Origin of the sequence: Maribacter litopenaei, assembly GCF_025244665.1 — a bacterium.
GTDB lineage: Bacteria > Bacteroidota > Bacteroidia > Flavobacteriales > Flavobacteriaceae > Maribacter > Maribacter litopenaei.
This window is the reverse complement of sequence record NZ_CP104205.1, coordinates 753,723-776,806: the sequence shown is the minus strand read 5'-3', so window position 1 is coordinate 776,806 and position 23,084 is coordinate 753,723. Positions and strand designations below refer to the sequence as shown.

Here is a 23,084-nt window from a genome sequence, read left to right as displayed (position 1 = left end):
ATTAACACATGAAATCAATCAAAAAAATCATCATCCTTTTTTCCTTTATCATCATTACCCAATGTAATACAGAAGAAGACCTTACATTTAGTATTACAACAAATTATGTGGGTAAATTGGACAAATCCAGTCTTGCGCGAGATTTAGATCTTATTTATGCAAAAGACTCCATTGTTAGGGATACCATTCAATCAAATTTTGGAAGTGGGTCCAGTAAAATTAAAATATACGAAAAAGGAGGACCATTATTGTTAACCCTAACACCCAATACGGATAGTATACCTACCATTCAAAATGTTTTGATCAACGATAAACGATTCAAAACTGATAAGGGAATAAACATTGAAAGCACTTTCAAGGATATTCAGGAGAAGTATGAAATAAAGAAGATTATCACCTCCATTAATAACGTGATAATACTTTTAAAGGACAGCGATATTTATTTTACTATAGACAAAGCTGAGTTACCTGAAAATCTGCGTTATAAGGCAAATACAAATATTGAGGCAGTTCAAATTCCGAGATGCGGCAAAAATAAAATACATGATGGTAGGTTGGGATTAATCATATACCAACTATAGCTTTCAACAGTAAAACATAACAAAACGACCCATGAACGCCTTGTTTAAAAAGTTCATTCCCAAATTATACGGTGCTCTTTTAAATGTATTTGCTTATATAAGTCCGAAAAAAGCTGCCGAGAAAGCGTTTACGATTTTTACTAAAGTGAGAAAAGGTAGGGTATTGCCCCATCAAAAAGATTATTTAGATCCCGTTAAACATGAACGGATAGACGTATCAGGTCACTCAATACAAACCTATAAATGGCATGGCACAAAAGATACCGTTCTTTTAATCCATGGTTGGGAAAGTAATACTTGGAGATGGCACAAGCTACTTGAAAAATTGACGGCAGCCGATTTTAATGTAATTGCTTTTGATGCTCCTGCACATGGCTATTCATCAGGCAAATATCTCTACGTACCCCTATATGCAGAAATTTTAGAGGTAATGATACATACATATGTACCGGACCACCTTATAGGACACTCAGTAGGGGGAATGACAATTCTATATAATGAATTCAAAAATCCAAATGATACAATTGAAAAAATAGTAACCATTGGCTCTCCCTCTGAATTCCATGAAATCATCGAGCATTTCAAAAATATGTTGGGCCTTTCGAATCGTGTGATTGATGCCCTTGAAATCTATATCAACGAGCGTTTCGGTTTTACCATAAAAGAATTTTCATCCTCCAAGTTCGCATCGTCAAATACTAAAAAAGGACTTTTATTACACGACCGATGGGACAAAATAACCCCCTACCATGCATCGGAACGGGTTCACTCCGTATGGAAAGAAAGTACCTTTATAAGTACGGAAGGTCCGGGCCATTCTATGCATCAAGAAGAGGTCAACAAGAAAATCATTGCTTTTTTACAAGATTAAAGAACCCTATTAAAGTTTCGACTGTCCTTCTATACTTCTTTTGGTTAGTTTTAAAATAAAAATGGCAAAAGAAAACAAAAGGCCCAGTGTTATGAACGAGGAACAGTACGAGGCACTGGTTGAAAAAGGGTATAGCAAGGAGAAGGCCGCACGAATTGCAAACACTCCAGATTCGGCAAAAAAGGTCGAAAGGCTTCCAATTACGAAGAAAGGACCAAAAAGGAGCTCTATGAAAAAGCCCAGGAAATTGGTTTGGAAGGACGTTCCAAAATGAACAAAAAAGAGTTAATTTCGGCTTTACGTAATAACTGAATAATGAGTAAAGTTTCACCCTTTCACATTGCCATTCCGGTACACAACTTAGCGGAATGTAGAAAATTCTATGGAGAAGTCTTGAATTGCGAAGAAGGAAGAAGTAGCGACCATTGGGTCGACTTTAACCTCTTCGGACACCAATTGGTCATCCACTACAAACCTAAATCCGAAACGGAAGCACTTCACCATAATCCAGTGGACGGTCACGATGTCCCTGTACCTCATTATGGGGTCGTGCTGCCCTGGGAAACCTTTGAGAGCTTTTCCGAAGAACTAAAACAAAAAGGCGTAAAATTTGTCATTGAGCCTTATATCCGTTTCAAGGGACTCGTGGGCGAACAGGCCACCATGTTCTTTTTGGATCCTGCCGGTAACGCTTTGGAATTTAAAGCGTTTAAGGACATGGGGCAATTATTTGCTAAATAGTCTACTGTGACCAAGAGGTAGGCACCCTATCCCAACGGTGTTTCTTAAGTTCCTTATAAAGTTCTTTGGACATAGGCTTGCCATCGCTTGTTGCGGTATTCGCCAATACATTACGTTGTTTTCGCATTCCAGGAATGGTTGTTCCTACATGTTTATTTTCCAAAATAAAACGAAGGGCCGTCTCCGCCATGGTCATACCTTCGGGTATTAGGGGTCTTAAGGCATCTGCATGTTCTACGGAAGAATTAAGATTTTCCGGGACAAAATAGGTGCCTCTCCAATCCCCTTACGGGAATGTAGTTTCCTTCGTTAAATTTCCCGTTAAGGTACCTTCATCAAAGGGAACCCTGGCTATTACGGCAATATCCATTTTTTCACACAAAGGGAATAACTCGTCTTCCGGTGCCTGATCAAAGATATTGTAGATAACCTGTACGGCATCCAGCAATCCGGTTTTCAATGCCTTCATTCCATTTTCAGGTTCCCAACGATTCATACTAATTCCCATGGCCGCTACTTTACCGGATTTTTTTAAATCCTCTATAGCCCTTTGCCACTCCTCTCTTTCACTCCAGGTATCGTCCCACGTATGAAACTGCATCAAATCAATTTGTTCCAAACCTAAATTTTTTAAGGTCTTATGGGTATATTCCATAATATGATCTACCGGATAGGAATCTTCAAAAGCATATTCCGGTTTGGCCGGCCACTGAAAATTCTTGGGAGGAATCTTGCTAGCCGTATATAATTTTTTGGACGGATGTCTTTTTACAAGGTCGCCCGTAAGTTCCTCACTGTGTCCTTCACCATAGCCCCAAGCAGTATCAAAAAAATTAACACCGTTTTCAACCGCCAAATCAAGGGATTTAGCAGATTGCTCATCATCAGAAGCAGTCCAACCTGCCATACCCCACATACCATATCCTATTTCACTTACCTTCCAATCTGTCCTTCCAAACCTTCTATATTTCATGTATTATTTTTTAATTACCACCTATTGTTCTTTTTTCAACTCCTTCAAAAGTAATTTTGACAGGCTTAATAGTGCCATCCTCATTGAACTCCATTTTATCCAAGCAGGTCACCCTATGGTCCCTATCCTCATTGGGAATTGGTCTACGGTGATACACCATAATCCATTCATCGATCCACGGCACATTTATCACGGAATGATGACCGGCTCCCGTTGCTACTTCTTCATCCGATTGCAATACGGTACCTATCCTCTTATAAGGATCCGTAGCTTTGTCGGCCATGGCATAAACCACCCGATAGCTACCGTCCGTCCAATTACCTTCCGACCACATAAAATAATAAATACCCTTCCTCAGAAACATAAAGGGACCTTCCACATATCCCTCCGGAGTGATTTCCCTAAAAATACTTCCATCCTCCCAAGGTACAAAACCAGTAAAATCATCATTCAACTTTCCAAGGTTACAATGGCTCCAGCCTCCATAGAAAAAATAATAGGTACCGTCCACATCCTTAAAAACAAACTGATCAATAGGTTGTGCATCGTTATAAAAATCGGAAATCAAGGGTTTTCTTAAATAGTCCTCAAACGGGCCTCCTGGGTTATCGGCAACAGCAACACCAATACCACCGTAATGATTTATGTCATTATTGGGATCGTATGAGGACCTCCCCGGTCTTTGAATATCATTGGCACCAAAGAACAAATAATACTTTTTTTCCTTTTCAATAATGGAAGGGGCCCATAATGCCTGCCGCAACCATTTAATCTTTGTAGTGTCCAATATATTTTCATGCCTTTTCCATTCGATCAGGTCATTGGAAGAAAAGGCATCAAAGTGTAATTGTTTGTCGTAATCATCAGAAAAGGTTGGGTATATCCAATATTCATCATCAAAGACAACCCCTTCTGGATCAGCATACCAACCTTCAAAAATAGGATTACCGGACATGTTATCTGATTTTTTAGCTTGACTATTGGCAAAAGGCCCTACTAATAATAGCAAGCAAAGTAATGACCATGTAAAAAGCTTATTTCTCATTTTCTTGGAATTCAGGTATTAGTTCACATAAAGTAGAATTCAGTAGGAAGATATTTAAATATTAAGGAACAATATGACCAAGAACTTAAAATTCAAGAATTTTTATCCTATCTGAAGTCCTTTACGCCTCACCCAATAATAGGCAAAAACAAGATTAGGCACCCATGCCAACCAAGCCACAATACGATAGGCGGGCTCAAAAGAACCTATAAGCAACGTCAACAAAGGAAGCCGGATACGAAGCGTCACAGCACCAAAACAAGCGGCATAACTGTAAATCATAAAAACCTTGTGTTTTTCAAAGTCTCTCGTACGCGCTGCCCTATATGCCGTAATCGTAAAATACAACCAAAATAAGGCAAGCAAAAAGAAGCCAGTCATTGCTATTGGGCCACCCGTTGCATAAAAAGCTATAAAGCCACCACAGACACCACTTATAAGTACGGAAAAAACATATATTTTCCCAATGAGCCTATGCCTGGCCGATTGGAATTTCGGAAGCGTTTGCTAAACTGTACCCAACCCACCATGAGGGCCGGACCACCAAAAAGAATATGACCGAAGAATCCAATATTCCAAATTACATTGGCCAATAATTCCTGGCTTTTGGACAGCAACAATCCTATTTCCTCCTGTGCAAATACATACATCAATGGGTATAGCCCAACACCAATGGCCAAAAAGCCAAATACGAACCATGCTACCTTATTTGTCCTATTCATAACGCCAGCTTGTCAAATCTGCCCCTTTGGGAGCACTTTCCTCAATTCGTTTCATAATTTTTGGTACGTACATGGAGTTGTATCGCAACCTGCTAATCGCATTAGGAAGCTCCGGATCTCCGTTCCAGCAATGCTCTGCACGGTCTCCGTATAGCACCTCCCCTTCATAATAAGGATCGGTAGTGCTTTCCAAAAAGTCCTCCATCAAATACACGGCATTGTTCAGGTAGTAGTTGTCCATATCGCCACAATAGATGTGTATTTTTCCTTTGAGGTTTTCCCCCAATTTGTCCCAATCTCGCTCCATGATGTAGCGCAAATCATAATTTTCCTTCCAATATTCGGCCACCTCATGGTCAATATCCCCAGTCATTTTATCCCGATTCTTACTGGATAGCCATCCTCTCCTTGAGGTGAATACGTAGCTTCCCAAATATCCCATTGTTGCCCGGATCCGGACTTATCCCCCAGCACCAATTCCAAATGATTCCCCCGTCTTAAAGTAGATTGGATATTCCCCAAATAATCCCTATGCGAAGGAACTTCCAATTTTTTATGGGCAGCATCATAGTAATAGGCGTTCTCATCTTCATAGATATTCGTAAGACAATATGCCCGAAAATCAATCGGGTCCGGACATGCTGCAAAACAACCATTGTATTCCTCTGGATATTTTACCTGAACCGCCAAGGCCTCCCAACCTCCAGTAGAACCACCGTACAAGAAGCGTGACCATCCTTCGCCCATTCCCCTAAACTCCTTTTCTATATATGGAATGAGTTCATAGGTAATAGCATCGCCATAAGATCCTTGACTTGCGGAATTCACGGCATATGAATCATCGTAATAAGGTGTTGGATGTTGAATTTCAATAATCAAAAATCTAGGAAAATCAGGTTCGTTCCATCTTTTATAAAAGTCATAGGCCTCTTGCTGTTGGATTTTATTATAGCCTTCCAAATCGAATCTTGCCGAATAATCCGGTTCCAAATTGGGGTCCGGATGTGTGGTTCTGAATCCTCCAAAATCTGACGGGAAGTGTCCATGAAAAACCATTAGAGGGTATTTTGCTTCAGGGTGTTCATTAAACCCCTTTGGTAATAATACGTGAGCACCCAAATAGATATCCCGTCCATAGAACTCAGATAGCTTTTCGGACTTCATTTTAATGTGTTTTATCCATTCGGTATCCCCAGGTTCTTCAATGGGTGGTATTACTTGATCCATCTCAACAGTAACATTATCTATTCCATTGCTCCCAACCCGAATTTTAAAAGGCTTACTGTACAAATTTCCTGGTGAGCTATGCCATTGCTGCCCCTCACCATTATCCATAGGTAGCTTCACCGTATGGCCGGTCGACAAATTAAATGTTTCATACACGTGCAATAAAGCCTGCACATCATATTCACCGGGCGGTATTTCGGCCATGCTTGAATAGGGATACCCAAAAACAGACTCATCAAACGTGATAGGTTCTCCTGGTAACATACTATCTACGTTTTTCCCAAAAATGATTTGGGTACTAAGGCCATCATTTATTTGAAATCGAGGTTCCTTACTGTCATCAGTAGAAAACATTAAGAGCAACCTTCCATCCTTAGCCTCAGAACCGAACTCTTCGGAAAAGTCAACGCTTACGTTATAAGAAGAATGCTTTATTTCTTTACATGAAAAAAGAAGAATAAATGAAAGGGGAAAAAGAAAAAGATATTTGGTCATATGGGTCGGTTTTTGAATAAAAAGGTACTTCATTTAAATAACAATCCAAAAGTCTGGTTTGCTTTATTTTAACCGTTGTATCTCCATTTCATGCAGAAAATATTACTGATAGCTAAATTATACCAATTTCCTATTTTTTTCGTTCTGTCAATACCTATAACCTTTTGATAATGAACGACTATAAGTATAAAATCAATACTTGATTACTATGAAAAAACTTGTTGCCATTACCTTTACTTTTCCGGGCGTTATAATCATATGCAGCTGCGAATATGACGATAGCAACGACCTCGACATTCTTAGACCGAACGATTCTACCCAAACAGGGCTAGCTAATACCGAAGGATTACAAAACTAAAAACCCCACAATTTCATTTGCAGGGTTGAATTAGATTCATAATTCTTTTTATTCGCGGCTTCTATGTCTTTCTCTTGCCAATAACGTATTTTTTAACAACATGGCAATTGTCATGGGATCAACACCTCCTGGGACAGGTGTTATAAAAGATGCCTTTTTACTTACGTTTTCGTAGTCTACATCACCTGTAATGTAATATCCCTTTTCCTTGGTTTCGTCAGGAACCCTAGTGATACCAACATCGATGACCACTGCATCATCCTTGACCATTTCAGCCTTTAGGAAATTTGGGACACCAAGAGCGGAAATGACTATATCCGCTTGAGAAATTATCCGGGTAATATTTTTGGTATGACTATGCGTTAAGGTCACTGTAGAATTACCTGGCCAACCCTTTCGTCCCATCAAAATACTCATGGGCCTACCCACGATATGGCTTCTACCGATAACGACCGTATGCTTCCCCTTAGTGTCTACCTGATAACGCTCCAACAGCTCCAAAATCCCAAACGGGGTAGCAGGTATAAAGGTACTCATGTCCAAGGCCATTTTTCCAAAATTCATTGGGTGGAAACCATCCACATCCTTATCCGGATGTACGGCCATAATCACCTTTTGTGTATCGATTTGTTCGGGCAATGGCAACTGAACGATGAAACCATCTATATCCTTATCCTCGTTCAATTCATGTATCTTTTTCAAAAGTTCCTGTTCGGAAGTAGTGCTGGGCAATTTTACCAGTGTCGATTCAAAACCTATGCGCTCGCAAGCTCGTACTTTGCTTCCTACATAAGTAAGGCTGGCGCCGTCGCTTCCAACGATGACCGCTGCCAAATGAGGCACCTTTTCTCCTCTTTCCCTCATTTTTGCCACCTCAGCGGCTATTTCATCCTTTATTTGATTTGAAATTTTTTTTCCGTCCGGAATTTCCATGTTGCCCTTCTACTAAATTAAATTGATATTGTATTTATTAACGACCAAGACCGCTCATCATCTGCATCATTTTTTTACCTCCACCACCTTGCATCATCTTCATCATCTTACTCATTTGGTCAAATTGCTTCAACAACTGGTTTACTTCCTGTACCTCCCTGCCACTGCCCTTCGCAATTCTCTTCTTCCTACTCGCATCCAGTTTCGAGGGATTTGAGCGTTCATCGGGAGTCATGGAATAAATAATGGCCTCAATGTGCTTAAAGGCGTCATCGTCGATATCCAAGCCTTTAAGGGCCTTACCGGCCCCGGGAATCATTCCCATAAGGTCCTTCATATTTCCCATTTTTTTGATCTGCTGTATTTGACCGAGGAAATCATCGAATCCAAATTTATTCTTGGCAATTTTTTTCTGAATCTTTCCGGCCTCTTCTTCATCAAATTGCTCTTGGGCCCTTTCCACCAAGGAAACAACATCACCCATACCCAAAATACGATCGGCCATTCGAGAAGGATAGAAAATATCGATAGCCTCCATTTTTTCACCCGTACCAATAAATTTGATGGGCTTATTAACGACCGATTTTATAGATATTGCGGCACCGCCACGTGTATCACCGTCCAACTTTGTAAGGATAACACCATCAAAATTCAAAACATCATTAAAGGCCTTGGCTGTATTCACGGCATCCTGACCGGTCATGGAATCCACTACGAACAATGTCTCCTGAGGATTGATAGCCTTATGGATATCAGAAATTTCGTTCATCATCTTCTCATCCACGGCCAAACGGCCCGCGGTATCGATAATGACCACATTATGCCCTTCTGCCTTGGCTTTGGCAATACCTGCCTTGGCAATGGCCACAGGATCATTATTTTCCCTGTCCGAATATACAGGAACACCAATTTGTTCCCCTACCACGTGTAACTGATCGATGGCAGCGGGGCGGTATACATCACATGCCACCAATAAAGGATTCTTGGATTTTTTCTTCTTTAGAAAATTGGCCAATTTACCGGAAAAAGTGGTTTTACCCGAACCTTGTAAACCGGACATTAATATCACCGATGGGTTTCCGGATAGATTGATTCCCTCTGAATCGCCCCCCATTAATTCCGTCAGCTCATCCTTAACGATCTTCACCATTAACTGGCCCGGCTGCAACGTATTCAATACGTTTTGACCTAAGGCCTTTTCCTTGACCCTATTGGTAAATTCCTTGGCTATCTTAAAATTAACATCCGCATCCAAAAGGGCCCTTCGCACCTCTTTGGTCGTCTCCGCCACATTGATTTCCGTTATTTGCCCATGCCCTTTGAGTACATGAAGCGCCTTATCTAACTTTTCGCTTAAATTATCAAACATCCTAATCCGTTTTTAAGGGGAATGCAAATTTAAGAATATCATTGCTAAAGAGGCATAAACACTACTAAAATCTGTAAACAAAAAGAGCATCCATATATTAGATGCTCTTAGTGTTGGGATGTGGGGCAAAAAAGGTATTACATTTTCGTCTGCTACATAGCATTTGCACAAATAGGTCTTATGTAATCCGACAATTTAAAATTGAAACTTACATCAACTTTTTGTTAATCCTCATGTCATTAATCTCCCGAATAAACCTCCATCAACACCACCAACGAGGCCCAACTCTTTACTGTCGGTGGTGTATTTCCGGATGTTTTTTATAAATCTTACTACAGTTTTTCAAAGACCAAACGATCAATACTTCCATCTCCACCGCTCACGTGCTTCAATTCTATTCTACTACTAGAGTAGGAAACTATCTCCCAGTCTTCCGAAATTTCTGTAAAGTTTGCTGGAGAAGCGAAAAAAATATTGAAGTCAACATCTTCACTGGAGCTACTATCATCATCACTACTGTTGGATTCCGAAGTAATGGTTCACGCACCTGAAACGGAAGTCTCTCCGTTATCCGCAATCAATTCTCCTGTTGCCTCAAAGACAAAGCCATATCCTGAAAAATTGGAAGTTTGGGCTATTCCATCCTCCTCGAATAGGGCTACCTGCCAGGTTCCGGAGGTTACCGTTGACTTTACTTCCTCAAGATTGGCGATGCCGTTCATATCATCAGAATCATCTGAAGACTCACATGCAGTAGCAAATATTAAACCCGCAATCGCGATAAATGACACTCTTAAAAATTTGAATCTCCTCATTTTATAAACTGTTTTTGATTAAAATAGGCCTACGGAAATCTTTATTCCGTAGGCCATTGAATTTTCTATTTTTCAAGAACCAATATGGTTACGGTACCATCACCGCTAATATCCTTAAGTTCCAATCTACCTTCGGTTACAGATACAAAGTCCCAATCATCCGTTAATTCATTCATTGGCATATTGTCACCATAATTTAGATACACCTTAAGTTGACCGACTTTATTTCTAAGAACTCTCCATAATCCGGTCGCATAGGTCATACCTCCTTCTTTTAACTCCATTTGATGATCTACCATGAAAGCAGTGCTGTAACCGCCAAACAAAGCTGTTTGGTCATTATCTCCTTCAATATATGAGGCCACTGTCCAATCACCACCCATCATGAAGTTTCTGATCTCCATGACATCGCCATCGGCAATATTGTCATCACAAACTCTTTGCAAAATCAACTCATAACCTATCTCCTCTACTTCAAATTTTAATCGGCTTTGCGTTAATTCACGCACGGGCCATTCAAAACTTACTCCGGGCTCCTCTCCCATCGTAATGGCTATGACCAATTTTTGCTCTGCATTGAAACCAATTTCCCAGGTACCCTCTGATGTATTTACACCATTGCTCAAGGTAACTACGCCCTCGGCCATAAATTTGAACTCATAGCCCAAAAGTCGGTCTATCTCCTCACCTTGATTTTTGACACTCTTAATAATCCACTCACATTCTTTAAGGATATTTCTAAGAGTATCTGGATTAAAGTCAAAACCATCTCCTTCACAAACCCTTTTCATCCAAATACGGTTCCCTTCTCCATTATAGAATTTAATGACACCTTCCTCTGTCTTGTAGATTGTCCATTCCATATTAAAACCAGTCAAGGTCTCTAAACTCAATGTCACCATAGCCCCATTATCGCCCATTCTCGAAGTCCATGTTCCATTAGCGGCAAAACCTGATCCGTTACCAACTAATACTGTTCCATCCTCCTTAAAGTCAAAATAGTAATTTGCATATTGGGCAATTTCACTCACGTCGTCCCTAATTACTTCTAAAACATACCATGGACAGGATACTAGGAAAGCATCTAAATCTTCCTCTGTAAAGTCGTCATCGTTGTAATCATTATCATCATCCTCATCACAGGCATCTTTGGCATTTCTAATGTTCATCGCCAATTCTTCATTGCTATTGACTTCCACTTTGGAACCGTCATATAGCTCTAAAGTAATGGGGAAATCAAAACTTACCAATTGGTTGTCTTCCAAACCTTTGAAGAAAAGTCTCAAATCCATATCACTTTCCACGATAACCTCGCCAGTCTGTTCTAGATTGATATCAAATGTGTACATTGTCATAGGGTAGACAAAGTCTATACATTCTATATCGTCATCTTCTCCACCTTCTTTGCACTGTTCTGCTAAGGCCCTTAAATCCTCAAAACCATTAATAGTGATTTCAGTAAAGTCACCCGAGGTTATTGTTATAGGAAAAAGGATTTCCAAGAAATCTTCATCATCATCCACTTCATCAAAAATTTCTTCGATCAATTTTAAATCCTCCCTAGAGTTAATTGTCAATTCCAAACCATTTGCCTCAACGGTATATGGAAACTTCACATCATAACAACTGGTACCATCTACTATGTTATCAAATGAACCGTCACGAGTGGCGGTATTCTGTATTAAAACCCCGGTAGAAGAACTGGCCGTAATGGCCGCCTGATCCTCTCCAGTATTTATTTCCTCAAATTCATCCTGACAAGAGGTATAACTCAGTGCCATAAAAAACAAGCCTAGGTAAGCTGCGTAACTCAAAAACTTTTTCATAACGATTTGGTATTGTATGTTTATTCAGCATTAAAACAACCGACATTTGAAAAACCCTACCTGCTTTTTTATTTTTTTTAAAATATCTTTGAAAAAAACAGGGTATTGAAAGCAAACGACCATCAAGATGTATGCAATGAAAGTACGTACAGTGCTTTGTTCAATGCTAATTCCAAAACGATTTTCAACTATATATATTATAAGTTCGGTAATGAGGAGAAGGCTCACGATGCTGTACAAGAGGCATTTGTAAAACTATGGGAGAATTGCGCCAAGGTTACCCCGGAGAAAGCCAAGTCCTATCTATATACGGTAGCCAACAATCTATACTTGAATGTAATAAAAGCTGAAAAGGTGCGTCTTAAATATGCGGATAAAACGCTCAAAACCACTAATGAGTCTCCTGAATTTATTATGGAGGGAAATGAATTCAAGGCAAAATTGGACCAAGCTTTGAATGACCTACCGGACAATCAACGTTCTACCTTCCTTTTAAATAGAATCGATGGAAAAAAATATGCTGAAATAGCGGAGATGGAAGGTGTAAGTGTGAAGGCGATTGAAAAAAGAATGCATTTGGCATTAAAAACACTAAGGGAAAAAATTGATGGGATTTAGAAGTTGTTTGTTGGCCATTTGCAGTTGTTGAAAAATAAAAACCAACAACTATCAATCAAAGAAGTAGGGTTTTTGTTTAGTTAGTTGTTAAGGAGATATAAAGCTAAAAGTTATGCAGGAAAATTACTTGGCAAAATGGCTTAATAACGAGCTAACAGCATCTGAACTGGAAGAGTTCAAAAAATCCAAGGAGTTTGCTTCCTATCAAAAGATAGCGAATGCTTCGGAGGGATTGGAATCACCAGAGTTTGATATGAATGAGGCTTGGGAAAGATTGCAAACCCAAAGGGTTCAAGAGACACCTAAAGTAATTACACTGTCCCCTTTCAAGTCCTTCCTAAGGATAGCTGCTGTGATTGCAGTGCTGATTACAGGTGCTTATTTTTACATAAATTCACTTGACGAAACCATTTCTACAGATTTGGCGGAGAATAGGGAAATTACCCTTCCGAGATAACTCTGAAATACTTCTGAATGCAGAATCCACTCTTTCTTACAATGAAAAAAACTGGGATTCGAATAGGGCTATCAAACTAGAAGGAGAGGCGTATTTTAAGGTAGCCAAAGGCAAAAAATTTACGGTTACTACCTCACAAGGCACCATTAGCGTTTTGGGAACCCAGTTCAATGTGGAGAACAGGAACGGTTTCTTTGAAGTTACTTGTTATGAAGGCTTGGTAAGTGTAATTTTCAATAATGAAGAATTCAAACTCCCTGCCGGAAATTCTGCCATTGCAGTTAATGGCCAATTGAAAAGGTCTCAGGTCGAAATAAATGGACAACCTTCTTGGGTGAACAAAGAAAGTAGTTTTAAGAGTTTACCTCTAAAATACGTTTTGGCCGAACTTCAACGTCAATATAACTGGAGGTTACACTTGAAGGTATTGATGAAAATCAGCTCTTTACCGGGACTTTTAGCAATACCAATTTAGATTTGGCTTTGAAAAGCATAAGCATACCTCTTCAAATTAATTATAAATTAGAGGGCAGCAAAGTGCTATTCTATGAGGAAAGCGCCCCTTAAATCGCTTACGGTTTATCTTTTTATACCTTTTCTGTTATTCCCTGTGAATAATGGGCATACACAAGTTACATCCCAACCAAAAATTTCAGTGATTGGTTTGCTCCAGGAATTGGAAAACCAATACAACGTAAAGTTTTCCTTTGCTGATAACGATTTGGAGGGTTTACAGATCGTAAAACCAGATTCCGATGAACTACAAGCTATCATTGAACATATCAAAAGGCAAACGCCATTTCAAATTGAAAAACTTAGTGACCGCTATTACTCGGTAACATTCAGAAACACTATTTCCATATGTGGTACCGTACTGGACAACTTTGAAAGCAATTCCATACCTGGTGCTACCGTGAGAATATTGGATTCTGACGAGGCCAAAATTACCGATATGGACGGCCATTTTATGTTTGATAACGTTCCTAGAACGGCCATTATCCAAATCAGCCATTTAGGGTTCAAACCCTATATTATTTCAGCGGAAAAATTGACCAACCGGACCCCTTGCGCTACCCTCACTTTGGCCCTTAGTTACCAGGAACTGGAAGAAGTGGTGGTATATAAATTCCTTACCGATGGTCTTGCAAAATTTTCGGACGGAAGCATTCAAATGAATACCGCAGAATTCGGGATACTTCCTGGTTTGATAGAGCCGGACATTTTACAATCGATCCAATCCCTCCCAGGAATAAAGAGTGTGGACGAAACCGTTTCCGACATTAATATTCGTGGAGGAACCAACGACCAAAACCTAATTTTATGGGACGGGATTAAAATGTACCAGTCCGGTCACTTTTTTGGTCTTATTTCGGCCTTTAACCCTTATCTGACGGATAAAATCACTGTCATAAAAAATGGAACCAGCGCAATGTATGGAGATGGTGTTAGTGGTTTAATGGATATGCGCACACGAAATAACATTGAAGAATCTGTTTATGGCGGGGCGGGCTTCAATCTTATAAGCGGGGATGTATATGGCCAAATTCCTCCGGCCGAAAACTTGGCTGTTCAATTCTCCGGTAGGAGAGTCCTTAACTGATTTTTTACAAACACCCACGTATACCACTTTTTCGGAAAAGGCATTTCAAGATAGCGAAGTGCGAACGGACAATGACTTTTATTTTTACGACTTTACGGGCAAATTGTTGTACGACATAGACCCGTATCACAAAATTAGGGTGAGCCTGATACATATCAACAATGATCTGGACAATATAACAGTGAATAGAGATGATAACGAAACTACCGAAAGCTCTTTGGATCAAATAAACATTTCTTTCGGCGGAAGCCTCGAAAGTGAATGGACGGATAATTTCTCCACACATGCTAACGTCTACTATACCCAATATAGGCTAACGGCCTTTAGTATTACGGAGAGTGCCTCCCGGCAATTGTATCAAAACAATCTGGTTAAGGAATCCAGTGCGAAATTGAATACCAATTACAAATTGAACCCTACCTTAAACTGGATAAACGGTTACCAATTTACCGAAACCGGTATCGAAAATATAACAAGACTCAACCAGCCCTTTTTTGAAAGTAGTGTAAAAGGTGTCATCAGGTCTAACAGCATATATTCTGAATTACGCTACGAGGCCGAAGACAAAAATTTGTTTGCCCAAATGGGCGGTAGACTTAACTATATAGCAAATATCAACACGTTTGAGAAAATTTTGATTGAGCCTAGGTTGAGTGTAGCCTATGAATTTGTACCAAATTTTAAGCTAGAGGCCTTGGGGGAATTTAAAAGTCAGTATACCAATCAAATTATAGACTTGGAGCAGAACTTTCTAGGACTGGAAAAAAGGAGGTGGACCTTAGCAGACGAAAATGTGTTGCCCGTAGTTCAAAGCAAGCAGGGATCACTTGGCATTAATTATGATGAAAATAGATTGTATGTGGGTATTGAAGCCTTTTACAAAAATGTTACCGGTATAAATGTGTATACCCAAGGATTCCAAAATCAAAATCAGTTCAATGGAGAAATTGGGGAATATCTCGGTAAAAGGGCTTGAATTTTTGGTCAATAAAAAAACCAATGACTATAGCGCTTGGTTCAGTTATGCCTACAATGATAACAACTATACTTTTAATAGTATTGTACCGCCTAATTTTCCGAATAATCTAGAACTGGAACATTCCTTTACGTTGGCAGGAAATTATAATTACAACAATTTCAAAATAGGTATGGGTTTAAATTATAGGTCCGGCAAACCCTATACGCAACCAGATGCAACGAACCCTATTGACGCCACCGTTGTACCCAATGAAATTAACTATGATCCACCAAATAGCAGTCGGCTACCCGAATATTTTAGGGCGGATGCCTCTGCGAACTATGACTTTAACTTAAGTAGCAGGGTAAAGGCCTCATTGGGAGCCTCGATCCTAAACTTTACCAATAGAAAGAATGAATTGAACACCTACTACCGCCTTAACGATAGTGGTGAAATTGAAACAGTACGTCGTATTTCGCTGGGTGTTACACCCAATGCAAGTTTTCGTATTAGTTTTTGATACCATCCGGCAATCTATAAAACCGCATGTTCAGCATGAACTGAAGAGTTTTGTATAGTTCGGGAAAATGGCTTTTAAATGCCTCCGGAGTTTCTACAAAACTTTCCACCGCTACGGCAAAAAATTCATGGGAATTTGTTCTTCCATATTCCCTAAAATATTGATTTTCTTGCCATTGAGATATGAACTCGGGCTGTTTAAGAAGTCTCTTTATGCTGCCCATACCAATCATAAACAGGAAAGACCTTATATTCAACTTATTGGCTACATTGAAGCTTAGTGCATGGGCAAATTCGTGTACGGCCGGATTTAAACTATCATTGGGAATCCTGAAGCCTTCCCTTAGATGCTCAGCGGATAACACCAACGTTTTGAGGCGCGGATGATATTCCCCATGATGATGTTGCTTGGAAATTCTTGAATAATAAGACGATGGATAAATAAGGATTCTTTTAATGGACAGTATTAGGAAGTCGGCCATGCCAAGGGTAAGCATAACGCCAGTTGCTGAAAGCAACAACGTTATCTCTTCTTTGTTTTGTACCTCCTCATGAAATATAATTTTCTTTCTTTGTCTAAAACGGGTTACCCTTTTTTCAAAACGTTTCTTCAGACGCTTGTTTAATGTGAGATAAAAAGGTAAGTTGGTTGCTATAGTTTTTTTCTCAATTTCGGTGAGCAATGGAATTCTTTCAAACGGATTCAGGAAGAATAAATCGAGCGTGTAATAGATAACATACAGTAGATACACCAAAAAGGAAATCACTAAAAAAATTGTGAGAATTTCTATTATGATTTCCATCTTATTATTTTGAATTCCTATCTACATCCTTTCCGGAACTTCGATGCCCAGCATTCTGAAAGCTGTCTTAATAGTGTCACCTATCTTTTTTGATAATTGAACCCTAAACACCTTCTTTCGTTCTTCCGCCTCTCCAAGAATGGATACCTGCTGGTAAAAAGAGTTGAATTCCTTGACTAAGTCATACGTGTAATTGGCAATCAAGGCCGGACTATAATTTTCTGCCGCCAATTGTATGGTTTCGGGAAACAACTGTATTTGTTTCAACAACTCCTTTTCTTTTAAGTGTAATTCCGAAACTTGAGCTGCAGAACTTATATTCACATTAGTCTCTTCGGCCTTTCTTAAAATGGACTGGATACGCGCGTAGGTATACTGAATAAAGGGACCTGTATTACCCTGAAAATCGACTGACTCCTCCGGATCGAATAAAATCCGTTTCTTTGGGTCAACCTTGAGTATATAATATTTTAAGGCCCCTAGCCCTATCATTTTATAAAGTTCCTCGCGTTCCGATGCCGAATAGCCTTCCAGTTTTCCAAGTTCTTCGGAAATATCCCGAGCCGTTTTAGTCATATCCGCCATCAAATCATCTGCATCCACAACCGTTCCTTCCCTACTCTTCATCTTACCGCTAGGTAAATCGACCATTCCATAGCTCAAATGGTATAACTTCTCCGCCCAGGAAAAGCCAAGCTTTTTCAGAATCAAAAACAACACTTTAAAATGATAGTCCTGTTCATTCCCAACGGTATACACCATTCCATTGATATCTCGGGTAATCCTTTACCCTTTGTATGGCCGTACCAATATCCTGGGTCATATAAACGGCCGTTCCATCGGAACGCAGTACGATTTTTTCGTCAAGCCCCTCCTCGGTCAAATCTATCCATACACTACCATCCTCCTTCTTATAGAAAACGCCTTTATCCAAACCTTCGGCCACCACGTCCTTTCCTAGCAAATAGGTGTCGCTCTCGTAATAATAAATGTCAAAATCTACACCTAAGTTCTTGTAGGTAGTTTCAAAACCCTCATAGACCCAACCGTTCATCTTTTTCCAAAGTCCTACCACTTCTTCATCACCTGACTCCCATTTTTGAAGCATTTTTTGGGCTTCCAATAAAATAGGGGCTTCCTTTTCCGCGACTTTTTTATCTATGCCCTTACCCACAAGTTGAGCTATTTCATCTTTATAAGCCTTATCAAAAGCCACATAGTAATTACCTACTAGCTTATCACCCTTAACCCCTATACTCTCAGGGGTTTCACCATTTCCAAATCGCTGCCAAGCTAGCATACTCTTACAGATGTGGATACCGCGGTCGTTTATAATCTGCGTCTTATATACCTTTTTTCCGGAGGCTTTTAAAATTTCTGCAACGGAATATCCCAAAAGATTGTTTCGAATATGACCTAAATGCAAGGGCTTGTTAGTATTGGGAGAAGAATATTCCACCATGATGGCCTCTTTCGATGTTGGAACCGAGACCGAAATGAGCATCTTCTTTTACCTCTTTAAAAAAGTTGAGGTAATAACTATCCGCTATGATAATATTCAAAAAACCCTTCACCACATTAAACCCGGCAACTTCGTCTACTTCCTTTTCCAAATAGGTACCTATCTGTTCTCCAATCTGTACAGGGTTTCCCTTTACCTGTCTTAGCATAGGAAAAACCACTACGGTAACATCTCCTTCAAAATCCTTTCTTGTGGGCTGAAATTCAACGGATGTCAATTCTACTCCATATGAAGCCATGACAGCTTCTTTTACTTTGGCATCGAGAATTTGTTCTATGTTCATCTGCTAGGAATTAAGGCTGCAAAACTAAGCATTTTTTGCCCTTTTACGGTCAATCCATAGTCATTACCCTTCTTTTCTTTAACTTTAATAACTAAGTTCAAATTAGAAAAGAATCTACAAAAAAATAATCCTGTGATATTGAATGTATCCTACAACAACAAGTCGGTTTCGCAAAGGATCGACCAAGAAGTGGGCAAGCCTTTTACGTTGAAAGAAAGATGGGATATGGGCGGCATTGGTTCCCCAAAACTCATCATCACAGACGCAAGCGTTGAAATAAAAAATTTGCTCATTTTGGACAATAATAGGGACACATGCAACATCGAACTAAGACCTAACGGTGTTATTGTTAGGTTCCGGTCACTATTGGAAACGTTTGCCCTTATAGTGCCTTATTACAAACTGACCCTATACAAAGGAGAATCCTCTGTTTACTCATTGTACAGGGACCAATATTATATCAAAGTAGCCTCGGACACCAAAGCGGTACAGAAGTTTTTTAAAAAGTTGTTGGGATATAAGGCAGATAATACCCCTACATCCTTGGAGGATTTATGATTTTTCACGGTTTTTTGGTTTAATAAAATTGAAAGTTATGCTATGAAAATTCTACTCACTGGTGCCAATGGCTACATAGGAATGCGCTTATTACCCCAATTGATTGCAGATGGTCATGAAGTAGTCTGTGCAGTAAGGGATTCCAGCAGATTTTCCATTGACGAGGAACTAAAAGAGCAAATAGCCATTGTTGAAATTGATTTTTTGGAAGATCCCAATCGAGAATTACTTCCTAAAGACTTGGACGCTGCTTATTTTTTGATTCACTCCATGAGTTCGTCCACCACCAATTTTGACGAAAAGGAAGCCACCACGGCAAGAAATTTTAATTCCTATGCAAATGCTACCAACATTCAACAGGTCATTTATCTCAGTGGTATTGTGAACGATGAAAAACTATCCAAGCATTTAAGTTCAAGAAAAAATGTGGAGGATATATTATCAAAAGGAGCGTTTTCACTAACTGTACTTCGGGCAGGAATTATCGTAGGTTCCGGAAGTTCTTCCTTTGAAATCATTCGGGACCTTTGCGAAAAACTACCTATTATGATAACTCCAAAATGGGTCTTGACCAAAACACATCCTATTGCCATACGAGATGTGATTTCATTTCTCATCGGTGTTTTGGGCAATGAAAAAACCTTTAACGAATCTTTTGACATTGCAGGATCGGATGTACTTACGTATAAGCAAATGCTGCATCAATATGCTCAAGTAAGAGGCTTTAAAAATTGGATATTTACAGTACCTGTGATGACCCCAAAGTTATCATCCTATTGGTTGTATTTTGTTACCTCAACCTCCTATAAGCTTGCATTGAACCTTGTGGACAGCATGAAAATTGAAGTTGTGGCAAAGGATAACAAACTGGCCGATTTACTTCAAATTAAAACACATAGTTACAAAGAGGCCATTAAAATGGCCTTTAAAAAAATTGAGCAAAACTTGGTTATAAGTAGTTGGAAGGATAGTATGGTGAGTGGGCGTTTCAACCGAAGTCCGGAGAAATACATCCAAGTTCCCAAATACGGTATCCTGAAAGACCATCAAACTATTAAAGTCGCCGATTCGAAAAAAACCATAGAAAATATCTCGGAAAATTGGGGGTGACCATGGTTGGTATTACGGTAATACACTTTGGAAAATTAGGGGCTTCTTGGACAAACTCATAGGAGGTGTGGGCCTACGTAGGGGGCGAACACACCCGGATAGAATATACCCGGGTGATTCTTTGGATTTTTGGCGAGTTCTCCTTGCAGACAAAAAGAAGAGAAGATTACTACTGTTCGCGGAAATGAAATTGCCCGGGGAAGCTTGGCTCGAATTTAAAATTGACAAGGACAATATATTGCATCAGACCGCGACCTTTAGGCCGAGAGGATTAAAAGGGCGCTTGTACTGGTACAGCCTTATACCCTTTCATTATTTTATTTTTGGAGGAATGATACGAAATATTGCAAAATAGAATTGATATATGATTGCATCATTGGTTAAAAAGCAAAAGGACTTTTTTGGTTCCGGAGCTACAAGGAATGTAAGGCTCAGAAAGTCCTATTTAAAAAAACTCAAAAAAGCTGTGCTAGAATATGAAGATCAAATTTGTGATGCGTTATATGCTGACTTTAAAAAACCGAAGTTCGAATCGCTAGCAACAGAAACCCAATTCATACTCTACGAATTGGACGAGGCTTTAAAAAATATAGATATCCGGAGTAAGCCAAAAAGGATGTCCTCAATATGGGCCAATTTTCCTTCCTCGGATTGGCTTTACCCCCAACCGTATGGAAATACGCTCATTATTGCACCTTGGAATTATCCTTTTCTACTAACTATTTCTCCACTTATCGGGGCTTTGGCGGCCGGTAATACCGCTATCCTAAAACCTTCTGAATTTACAAGTAATACTTCAAAAATTATATATGAAATCATTTCCGAAGTGTTTCCGGAGGAATATGTGGCTGTGATAGAAGGTGGTAAAGAAACCTCACAAGAATTATTATCATTAAAATGGGATTACATATTTTTCACGGGAAGCACCAAAGTGGGAAAAATCATTTATCAAAAGGCCGCGGAACACCTCACACCTGTAACCCTAGAATTGGGAGGTAAGAATCCCTGTATTGTGGATAATACGGCCTCCCTTAAAGTTACCGCAAAGCGTATTGCATGGGGCAAGTTTCTAAACTGTGGGCAAACCTGTATTGCCCCGGATTACATCTTGGCCCATAAAGAGATAAAGGATAAATTGGTCCAAGAAATCATTAATGGCATAGGTGAACTATATGGAAAGTCCATGGAGGATTCTCCCGATTTGGCACGTATTGCCACTGAATCACATTACAAAGACCTAAAGCAAATGTTATTAGGAGAGCAACTCCTATTTGGGGGCGATTTTAATGACCAAACCCGATACCTATCCCCCACTTTAGTGAACGAACCAGATTTGAATAGCAAAATTATGGAAGGTGAAATTTTTGGGCCTTTGCTTCCCATAATCTCTTATGATTCCATAGAAGACATTGAAAGACACCTATCAAATTATGAGAGGCCACTGGCACTATATGTATTTAGTAAGGACAAAAAGTTCAGGGAACTGATTATTAAGGAATATAGTTTTGGAGGTGGGGTCATTAATGATACCTTACTACATATCACAAACAGTAAGCTTCCTTTTGGGGGGATAGGTGCTTCGGGAATAGGAAGATATCACGGAAAATATTCCTTTGATACCTTTTCACATCAAAAAGGAATCATTAAAAAAAGCTTTTGGCCGGAAATCCCCCTTCGGTATGCACCCTATCGTCTACCAATTAGACTGGCCAAAAAACTAAAATACTTGTTTCAATAAATCACTATTAAAATAAGTATAGGTCCCAGTTATTTTTTGGGCAGAAATACCTCGGCCATCATACAACGCGCACTACCGCCACCACAAGCCTCAATAGTATCCAACGGGCTGTGGACTATTTTGCATCTTTTTTCAATTGCAGTGACCTGGGAATCGTCCAAACTGTTAAATGCCGCAGAACTCATAACCAGTAATCGCTGACCGTTCCGTCCCAAAACTTCCAACATGTTCCCGGCAAAATTATGCATCTGTTGTTCGGTTATGTCAATTATTTCCTTTTTGTCATTTCGAAGGTTGTCCATTACATTTTTACGTTCCTTCTTATCATCGATACTGTCCAAGCATATAATGGCAAAATCTTCTCCAAGGGCCATCATTACATTGGTGTGATAAATAGGCAAACGCTTTCCATCCACGGATTGATTCGCAGTGAAAATAACAGGCATGCAGTCAAAATCCTCGCAAAATTCTATGAACAGTTCTTCATCCGCCCTTTCTGACAAGGCACAATATGCTTTTCCATTGACACGGTCCAATATGACACTACCCGTACCCTCCAAAAAGATACCCTCTTCTTCGGCAGCAGTATAATCCATGATATTGCTGATTAGATATCCTTGTTCCTCTAAAATTTCCAAAATATCCTCACGCCTTTCATTTCTTCTGTTCTCTGCAAACATTGGATATACTCCTACAGTGCCATTCTCATGAAAGGATATCCAATTATTCGGGAAAATACTATCCGGAGTGTCGGGTTCCTCAGTATCATTGACCACAATGACATTCACGCCCGAGGACTTTAACGTGTCTACAAAAGCATCAAATTCACCTTGGGCCTTTTGATTGATTTGATTGTTCTTTTCGTCCAAATCCTCCATAAAATAGTTGTTTACGGCTGTCTGCTCGTTCATACGAAAGTTCACCGGACGAATCATCAAAATAGTATTTGTAATCTGCATCAT

General features: G+C 39.6%; 23 protein-coding genes and 4 pseudogenes. 14 read left to right on the top strand and 13 right to left on the bottom strand.

What is annotated here, in order from left to right; genetic code table 11:
* Nucleotides 1-8: 8 nt before the first annotated feature.
* The 4 genes and pseudogenes from NYZ99_RS04045 to NYZ99_RS04030 all read left to right on the top strand — a co-directional run bounded on the left by NYZ99_RS04045 (nt 9) and on the right by NYZ99_RS04030 (nt 2,193).
* Nucleotides 9-581 carry a hypothetical protein gene (locus tag NYZ99_RS04045; protein WP_260573686.1) on the top strand — a complete coding sequence of 191 codons (573 nt, stop codon included), beginning with the start codon at nt 9-11 and terminating at the stop codon, nt 579-581.
* 31 nt (nt 582-612) lie between these two features.
* Complete coding sequence (locus NYZ99_RS04040) at nt 613-1,452, top strand: alpha/beta fold hydrolase (protein ID WP_260573683.1); 840 nt, start codon at nt 613-615, stop codon at nt 1,450-1,452.
* 61 nt (nt 1,453-1,513) lie between these two features.
* Nucleotides 1,514-1,764: pseudogene (locus NYZ99_RS04035) on the top strand (DUF7218 family protein).
* A gap of 3 nt (nt 1,765-1,767) precedes the next feature.
* Nucleotides 1,768-2,193 (top strand): VOC family protein, encoded by a 426-nt coding sequence (locus NYZ99_RS04030; protein ID WP_260573681.1) that lies wholly within the window; start codon nt 1,768-1,770, stop codon nt 2,191-2,193.
* Nucleotide 2,194: 1 nt separating this feature from the next.
* Here NYZ99_RS04030 and NYZ99_RS04025 read toward each other — a convergent pair.
* The 6 genes and pseudogenes from NYZ99_RS04025 to NYZ99_RS04000 form a co-directional block, all read right to left on the bottom strand.
* A pseudogene (locus NYZ99_RS04025) lies at nt 2,195-3,100 on the bottom strand (aldo/keto reductase).
* Between the two features lie 76 nt (nt 3,101-3,176).
* A complete protein-coding gene (locus NYZ99_RS04020) occupies nt 3,177-4,211 on the bottom strand; it encodes a glycoside hydrolase family 43 protein (protein WP_260573679.1) in 1,035 nt (344 codons plus the stop codon).
* Between the two features lie 102 nt (nt 4,212-4,313).
* Nucleotides 4,314-4,649 carry a DUF2306 domain-containing protein gene (locus NYZ99_RS04015; RefSeq protein WP_260575325.1) on the bottom strand — a complete coding sequence of 112 codons (336 nt, stop codon included), beginning with the start codon at nt 4,647-4,649 and terminating at the stop codon, nt 4,314-4,316.
* Nucleotides 4,646-4,933 carry a hypothetical protein gene (locus tag NYZ99_RS04010; protein ID WP_260573677.1) on the bottom strand — a complete coding sequence of 96 codons (288 nt, stop codon included), beginning with the start codon at nt 4,931-4,933 and terminating at the stop codon, nt 4,646-4,648. Before NYZ99_RS04010 ends, NYZ99_RS04015 begins: the two co-directional genes overlap by 4 nt.
* Nucleotides 4,926-5,306, bottom strand: a complete 381-nt coding sequence (locus NYZ99_RS04005) for a hypothetical protein (RefSeq protein ID WP_260573675.1) — start codon at nt 5,304-5,306, stop codon at nt 4,926-4,928. Before NYZ99_RS04005 ends, NYZ99_RS04010 begins: the two co-directional genes overlap by 8 nt.
* Nucleotides 5,303-6,655 (bottom strand): alpha/beta hydrolase-fold protein, encoded by a 1,353-nt coding sequence (locus NYZ99_RS04000; protein WP_260573672.1) that lies wholly within the window; start codon nt 6,653-6,655, stop codon nt 5,303-5,305. Before NYZ99_RS04000 ends, NYZ99_RS04005 begins: the two co-directional genes overlap by 4 nt.
* A gap of 208 nt (nt 6,656-6,863) precedes the next feature.
* Between NYZ99_RS04000 and NYZ99_RS03995 the strand changes: the two genes are divergently transcribed.
* Nucleotides 6,864-7,013, top strand: a complete 150-nt coding sequence (locus NYZ99_RS03995; protein ID WP_260573670.1) for a hypothetical protein — start codon at nt 6,864-6,866, stop codon at nt 7,011-7,013.
* Nucleotides 7,014-7,061: 48 nt separating this feature from the next.
* Here NYZ99_RS03995 and NYZ99_RS03990 read toward each other — a convergent pair whose 3' ends face one another.
* The 4 genes from NYZ99_RS03990 to NYZ99_RS03975 form a co-directional block, all read right to left on the bottom strand.
* Nucleotides 7,062-7,946: a bifunctional 5,10-methylenetetrahydrofolate dehydrogenase/5,10-methenyltetrahydrofolate cyclohydrolase gene (locus NYZ99_RS03990; RefSeq protein ID WP_260573667.1), complete on the bottom strand. Its 885-nt coding sequence runs from the start codon at nt 7,944-7,946 to the stop codon at nt 7,062-7,064.
* A 37-nt stretch (nt 7,947-7,983) separates the two neighbouring features.
* Nucleotides 7,984-9,315, bottom strand: a complete 1,332-nt coding sequence (gene ffh / locus NYZ99_RS03985) for a signal recognition particle protein (RefSeq protein ID WP_260573664.1) — start codon at nt 9,313-9,315, stop codon at nt 7,984-7,986.
* A 539-nt stretch (nt 9,316-9,854) separates the two neighbouring features.
* Nucleotides 9,855-10,106: a hypothetical protein gene (locus NYZ99_RS03980; protein WP_260573663.1), complete on the bottom strand. Its 252-nt coding sequence runs from the start codon at nt 10,104-10,106 to the stop codon at nt 9,855-9,857.
* Between the two features lie 89 nt (nt 10,107-10,195).
* The gene (locus NYZ99_RS03975; RefSeq protein ID WP_260573661.1) at nt 10,196-11,956 is read right to left on the bottom strand and encodes a hypothetical protein; all 1,761 of its coding nucleotides are present in this window, start codon (nt 11,954-11,956) and stop codon (nt 10,196-10,198) included.
* A gap of 105 nt (nt 11,957-12,061) precedes the next feature.
* On the opposite strand from NYZ99_RS03975, the gene NYZ99_RS03970 reads away from it, so the two are divergent.
* The 6 genes from NYZ99_RS03970 to NYZ99_RS03945 all read left to right on the top strand — a co-directional run bounded on the left by NYZ99_RS03970 (nt 12,062) and on the right by NYZ99_RS03945 (nt 16,109).
* Nucleotides 12,062-12,574 carry an RNA polymerase sigma factor gene (locus tag NYZ99_RS03970; RefSeq protein ID WP_260573659.1) on the top strand — a complete coding sequence of 171 codons (513 nt, stop codon included), beginning with the start codon at nt 12,062-12,064 and terminating at the stop codon, nt 12,572-12,574.
* A gap of 112 nt (nt 12,575-12,686) precedes the next feature.
* Entirely contained in the window at nt 12,687-13,031 is a 345-nt protein-coding gene (locus NYZ99_RS03965; RefSeq protein ID WP_260573658.1) for a hypothetical protein, read from the top strand.
* Nucleotides 12,973-13,506, top strand: a complete 534-nt coding sequence (locus NYZ99_RS03960) for a FecR family protein (protein ID WP_260573655.1) — start codon at nt 12,973-12,975, stop codon at nt 13,504-13,506. Before NYZ99_RS03965 ends, NYZ99_RS03960 begins: the two co-directional genes overlap by 59 nt.
* Nucleotides 13,507-13,686: 180 nt before the next feature.
* Nucleotides 13,687-14,631: a TonB-dependent receptor gene (locus tag NYZ99_RS03955; protein WP_260573651.1), complete on the top strand. Its 945-nt coding sequence runs from the start codon at nt 13,687-13,689 to the stop codon at nt 14,629-14,631.
* Nucleotides 14,567-15,607, top strand: a complete 1,041-nt coding sequence (locus NYZ99_RS03950) for a TonB-dependent receptor (RefSeq protein ID WP_260573649.1) — start codon at nt 14,567-14,569, stop codon at nt 15,605-15,607. The genes NYZ99_RS03955 and NYZ99_RS03950 overlap by 65 nt, the downstream gene beginning before the upstream one ends.
* Entirely contained in the window at nt 15,570-16,109 is a 540-nt protein-coding gene (locus NYZ99_RS03945; RefSeq protein WP_260573643.1) for a hypothetical protein, read from the top strand. Before NYZ99_RS03950 ends, NYZ99_RS03945 begins: the two co-directional genes overlap by 38 nt.
* Here NYZ99_RS03945 and NYZ99_RS03940 read toward each other — a convergent pair.
* The gene (locus NYZ99_RS03940) at nt 16,099-16,911 is read right to left on the bottom strand and encodes a zinc-dependent peptidase (protein WP_260573642.1); all 813 of its coding nucleotides are present in this window, start codon (nt 16,909-16,911) and stop codon (nt 16,099-16,101) included. The genes NYZ99_RS03945 and NYZ99_RS03940 overlap by 11 nt on opposite strands.
* 21 nt (nt 16,912-16,932) lie before the next feature.
* A pseudogene (argS, locus tag NYZ99_RS03935) lies at nt 16,933-18,716 on the bottom strand (arginine--tRNA ligase).
* Nucleotides 18,717-18,848: 132 nt separating this feature from the next.
* On the opposite strand from argS, the gene NYZ99_RS03930 reads away from it, so the two are divergent.
* From NYZ99_RS03930 to NYZ99_RS03920, 3 genes and pseudogenes are all read left to right on the top strand, one after another.
* Nucleotides 18,849-19,274 (top strand): hypothetical protein, encoded by a 426-nt coding sequence (locus NYZ99_RS03930; RefSeq protein WP_260573641.1) that lies wholly within the window; start codon nt 18,849-18,851, stop codon nt 19,272-19,274.
* A 42-nt stretch (nt 19,275-19,316) separates the two neighbouring features.
* Nucleotides 19,317-20,739 (top strand): annotated as a pseudogene (locus NYZ99_RS03925) (SDR family oxidoreductase).
* A 9-nt stretch (nt 20,740-20,748) separates the two neighbouring features.
* The gene (locus NYZ99_RS03920) at nt 20,749-22,122 is read left to right on the top strand and encodes an aldehyde dehydrogenase (RefSeq protein WP_260573640.1); all 1,374 of its coding nucleotides are present in this window, start codon (nt 20,749-20,751) and stop codon (nt 22,120-22,122) included.
* Nucleotides 22,123-22,151: 29 nt separating this feature from the next.
* Here NYZ99_RS03920 and ctlX read toward each other — a convergent pair whose 3' ends face one another.
* A complete protein-coding gene (gene ctlX / locus NYZ99_RS03915) occupies nt 22,152-23,084 on the bottom strand; it encodes a citrulline utilization hydrolase CtlX (protein ID WP_260573637.1) in 933 nt (310 codons plus the stop codon).